Below are 4,787 nucleotides of genomic sequence, written 5' to 3'. Positions count from 1 at the left end.
TTGCCCGCGGCGGTTCAAAACTGCTGCAACTGACGGGCTTTGCTGGCGAAGTATTGGATGAAACCGAATTAGTCCAGCAAGTGGGTTTTAGTTCTTACATTCCCGATGGCTGTCGTGTGGTGGTTATTCCCCTGCAGGGTAAAACATCACGCTCAATTGTGATTGCTACCGATGGTGCGCCTATTGTGGTCGAGGTTTCTGAAGGTGAAACCTGTATTTATGACCAACATGGTCACAGCGTTTGGCTTAAGAAAGACGGTACGTATGTTGAGGGTGATTTATTTGTCAATGGCAAGGTTCAGGCCACTGGAGATGTCATCGATCAAAAAAGCTCAATGCAAGAAATGCGCGACATTTATGACAGCCACAAGCATGGCAATAGCCCAACACCAGATAAACCAATGTAGGTGAAGACATGGCAACGATTGATTTAGAAAGCAAAGATTATGTACTGCTCAGCCTTGATGCTGCATTCGTCAATGATGACGTGCAGTGCGTCTGTCAGCGTTTGGGGATTCACCGCGGGAAATACTGGGCCAATCCTAAATTAGGCAGCCGCCTTTTTACGCTGAACCGCAGTAAAGACTTGCCACGTAACCTTTTACTGGCAAAACAGTACGCTGAAGAAGCACTTGAAGACCTCGTGCCATCACGTTTTGAATCAATCAGCGTTGCTGCATCTCAGTCAGAAAAGAGCCGTGTCGATTTAACTATTGATGCCGTCCGCATTACTGGTGAAAGCCAAAAGATTCTATATTTCGTTCCGGTTGGAGGTTGAGCAATATGTACCCAATTCCTGCATTTTCAAAATTGCATCTTGTTATTGTTCAAGAAATCCGCAACCAGACGGGCCTAACCATTACAGCTGATTCCGATGCGTCGATCCGTGCAGATGGCACAGCAGCGGTTGTTGAAGGCTTATATCATCACCAAGCTTATATTCAGCGCCAGCTGTTTGTGCAGACTGCAGATGAACCGTATTTATACATTCATGCTGAAGAGCTGAAAGTGCCACGTTTAGGCGGCACTCGCTCTGCAGGCACAGTGAAAGCCAAATCAAACACTGAAATTACTATTGAAGCAGGTACAAAGTTGACCGATGGCAAAGGCCACTTTTGGAGTGTTGTTTCTACAACTGTTGTACAGCCCAATATTACTGCTGAAATCAGTGTCACAGCCGATCAGATCGGTGCTTCATGGAATTTCACTGGCCCTTCATTGCTTTGGGTCAGTCCGATTGCAGGCCTCAGCGGTACGGCTGAAGTGGTATCTATTGCTGGCGGTTCTGATGAAGAAGAATTAGAAGCATGGCGCGCCCGCATGCTTGAAAGTAAGCAGCTTGGACAAGCGCGTGACCGTGAATCTGACCTTGAACGTGCGATGAAGTCGGTTGCAGGCGTAGGCAAGATTTATGTGTATAAAAAGCGCCGCGGCTTGGGTTCGATGGATGTTGCCATTACTGCAGTCGGCAGTCCGCCAACACTGCCGGCTCAAGCTTTAATTGAGGCTGCGCAAATTGTTTTAGATGAAGAAGCGGGATTTTGGGCCGATTGCCGGGTGTACTCCCCAACTCAGCAGCTTATTGATTTATCTGCTGCTGTAAAAGGCACTGGTGTGAATTATACCGATGTTGAAACCACGATCCGCAGTTATATAGCAGAGCTTGCACCAGTTGAGGAATACCAAGCCAACGTCTTAGTTTCTCGCATCATGGCTTTAGCCAATGTAGAAGATGTAACTCTAACGCCAAATGCCAATATTCAGCCTGAAGTGAACTGGATGCACACTTATTGGCTGCGCGCAGGCACTGTTGCAGTGAGTGCCGCAACATGACTTTAGACGAAACCACACAACTTTATGCATCTGTTTTACGCCAGTTATTGCCCACGGGTGGCTATGACACATCACCGAATACAGAGGCTTTAGCGGTTGATGTGTATGCCCATGCAAAGCTCTTGGCGCAGGCAGATATTGATGCCAAACGTCTTTTAAAAGTTTTGGAAGGGTTTCCGCCTGACCTCATCAGTGAATATGAAACAGAATATGGCTTACCGCTGAAATGTTCTATTAATGCGGGAAGAACACTTGAAGAACGCATTGAGCTGCTGAAGTGGGTGCGCAGTACGCGCAACGTGTTGAATAAAGCATATTTAGAGCAGATTTTAGCGTTTTTTGGGGTGGTTTTAATAGATATTGTGAAGTTTAAGCCGATGCAATGTACAGCACCGTGCAATGCTCCAGTGAATACGGAACAGCTGCGCTATAAAGTGCTTTTAGAACTTCAATACCCTGTTAATGCTGATCTGAACTGCATTATTGAAAACTATTTACCTGGTTATTTGAGATCTGATTTTGAAAATATTGATTGGAGCATTGTTGACTTCTCGAGTAAATACAATTCAGTAATGAACGCAATTATAAATACATGGATCTTAGCTAATGATGTAGATGAAATTGTATATTACTGCTCAGAAACACCGATTAAACTTGAAAATTTACCAGTGCCAAAGGCTATTCTTACTGGTGATTTACGGACATATATAGATACTGATGTGGAAATTGGAAAAATATATTATGTGCGAATAGGGTGTGTAAAAAATAGTGTTGAAAAGGTTAGTAATGAAGTTGTTATTGTTTCTGACAATTTACTGGTGTTTATGCCACTCACTGCAGGAATTGATGATTATGGTTCATTAAGCTTATCTTGGGCTAAGCACGGGAGTATCACACATTCTTCAGATGGGGCTTATTTTAATGATGATGTTGCAAGTTGGATTAAGCAAACAACTTACAATTTTGGCTCAACATATAAATTTTCAATTGAGTTTAAGCGGTTGATTGGTGTTTCTAGTTACTTGCCGCTTGTTTATTTTACAGAAAATGTAGTTCCTATGGATCTTGGGTATTCTACAGGCACAGCATCTGGTGAATCGAATTTGGTTAATAAGGTATATGTTGATTTTAGCTATATATCTGCTGATGCCACATCTAAGAATATATTAGATGGTGTTTGGTATAAATTAACTGTGTATAGAGAAGACAACAATATAAAAGTTTATATTAATGATGAGCTTAGTTTAAATTTAAATCTTAGAGTAGCTCCAAATTCAAAGTCGGCAACCATGCTTGGCTTCGCGCCGGCAACAACACCAAACAAGTTTAAAGGCTGGTTGAAAAATTTCAAAGTTTACGATTTAACTCCATAGAATAGAATGCCCTCTGCTTAAATAACGCAATTCACTTGGCTACAGTGGTGTAAAAATTATGTATCAGATACTACTAGTAACTCAAAAATTATGGAACTTTTATGAAAAGAATTGATAGTGCTAATGCACGTCCAGATGTAAATGGTACAGGTAAAAAAGGCTTTCATGACAATGCAGATTTGCCGGGTCAAGATGCAACGTATTTAACACCAAGCTTCATGAATACGGTTCAAGAAGAATTAGCAAATGCTGTTGAGATGTCTGGACTCAATTTAGACCCGAATGATCCAGCGCAGTTATTCAAACTCTTTAATTTGCATAATAAAGCGTTGGTACAGCGTATTTACCATGTTGGCTCTAAACATATGACTGACAATGCGGATTGGAATCCAGCTGTCGAACTTCAAACTTATTTCGGCTATCAAACATCATGGATGCTGTGGCCTTATGTGCCGGTAGGTGTTGAAGGCTTTGCTGACCCTGTTGGTCAAATATCAGCACTCAGCGGCGGCAACACTGTTCAAGGCAAATTGACGCGGATCTGGCAGCGCTTGCCGGATGGCGAGTCTGCGCCAACATATACTTTGACTGCAAATAAGAGCGCAGTGAATGAAGGTGAGCAAGTCACGTTTACTCTGACTACAACTGGATTGAAAGCAGGCACATTAGTTGATTGGGCGATTACAGGCGTGCAGGCAGCAGATATTACACCTTCCGCACTTTCTGGGAAATTTACGATTGGTGCCGATGGTAAAGCTGCTTATACGTTGACTGCTGTTGCAGATCAGAAGACTGAAGGCAATGAAACACTAAAATTTGCACTTTCATATATCCCAAATAAAGCTGTGAATGTTCTTGTAATGGACACAAGCAAATATCCGGAAGGCCTTCAAACCTATTATGAAGGCAGTCATACGATTGATGTCCAGCCGCATCAAACGATCATCTTAGATATGTATGGTGCAGGCGGTGGTGGTGGTGGATCTGTCTATACACCTGCTGAAAATCCACGCGACGGAACGGATGGCGGAAATGTTGTACTAACTTATTTAGCAAATACACTAATTGCAGGCGGTGGCAAAAAAGGCATTGGCGGCGCATGGGGCAACGGTTCTCATTTCTTCAACGGCGAAGGTGGATTGGGAGGTACAAATACAATTACAGCAGATTCTAGCTTCGACATTTTGGCGAATCAAAACGGTAACGCTGCAGTTATTGTCCAGCGCTGGGAAACTCAAAAAGGTGCTACTGGCCTTACTTCTAGTATCGGCACTATAAATAGTGGTGGTGATGGTGCAACAGGTATTGGAGACGAAAGATGGGCTTATGGTGGCGGTGGAGGTTCAGGTGGCCGCTTAAAAGTGAAGTATACAAATACCACTGAAGAAGTTATTACTTTTAATTTAACTGTTGGTGCTAAAGGTCAAGGCTGGAAGAACGGCGGTAATTCAGGCACTGATGGCGGCATTGGGTTTGCTATCGTTAGTACGAGTTAAAATGAAATAGCTTTGCATCATTTGAAATGTGCGTGACAAGGTAATTATCGCAAAAAAATGCCGAAATTATCTCGTCGCGCATCAC

At 43.0% G+C, this 4,787-nt stretch carries 4 protein-coding genes and 1 pseudogene; all 5 read left to right on the top strand.

The genetic code is table 11. The features are described from left to right. Positions 1 to 407: phage baseplate assembly protein domain-containing protein (locus D9K81_RS17990; protein ID WP_121524006.1), on the top strand; the 407-nt coding region annotated here is incomplete at its 5' end. Positions 408 to 415: 8 nt separating this feature from the next. After that, the gene (locus D9K81_RS17985; protein WP_120375084.1) at positions 416 to 778 is read left to right on the top strand and encodes a phage GP46 family protein; all 363 of its coding nucleotides are present in this window, start codon (positions 416 to 418) and stop codon (positions 776 to 778) included. A 5-nt stretch (positions 779 to 783) separates the two neighbouring features. Then, positions 784 to 1,833 carry a baseplate J/gp47 family protein gene (locus D9K81_RS17980; protein WP_120375085.1) on the top strand — a complete coding sequence of 350 codons (1,050 nt, stop codon included), beginning with the start codon at positions 784 to 786 and terminating at the stop codon, positions 1,831 to 1,833. Continuing rightward, positions 1,830 to 2,357: pseudogene (locus D9K81_RS17975) on the top strand (hypothetical protein); the annotation flags it as partial. The gene D9K81_RS17980 and the pseudogene D9K81_RS17975, both read left to right, overlap by 4 nt. A 950-nt stretch (positions 2,358 to 3,307) precedes the next feature. Then, positions 3,308 to 4,702 (top strand): hypothetical protein, encoded by a 1,395-nt coding sequence (locus D9K81_RS18720; protein WP_228199836.1) that lies wholly within the window; start codon positions 3,308 to 3,310, stop codon positions 4,700 to 4,702. Positions 4,703 to 4,787 lie beyond the last annotated feature (85 nt).

Origin of the sequence: Acinetobacter chengduensis, assembly GCF_003664645.1 — a bacterium.
Lineage (GTDB): Bacteria > Pseudomonadota > Gammaproteobacteria > Pseudomonadales > Moraxellaceae > Acinetobacter > Acinetobacter chengduensis.
This window is presented reverse-complemented; position numbering and strand designations above follow the sequence as displayed.

Bases quoted from the DNA above. Each gene is read 5' to 3' on its own strand.
- D9K81_RS17985 (WP_120375084.1), top strand. From the start codon at position 416: ATGGCAACGATTGATTTAGAAAGCAAAGATTATGTACTGCTCAGCCTT.
- D9K81_RS17980 (WP_120375085.1), top strand. From the start codon at position 784: ATGTACCCAATTCCTGCATTTTCAAAATTGCATCTTGTTATTGTTCAA.
- D9K81_RS18720 (WP_228199836.1), top strand. From the start codon at position 3,308: ATGAAAAGAATTGATAGTGCTAATGCACGTCCAGATGTAAATGGTACA.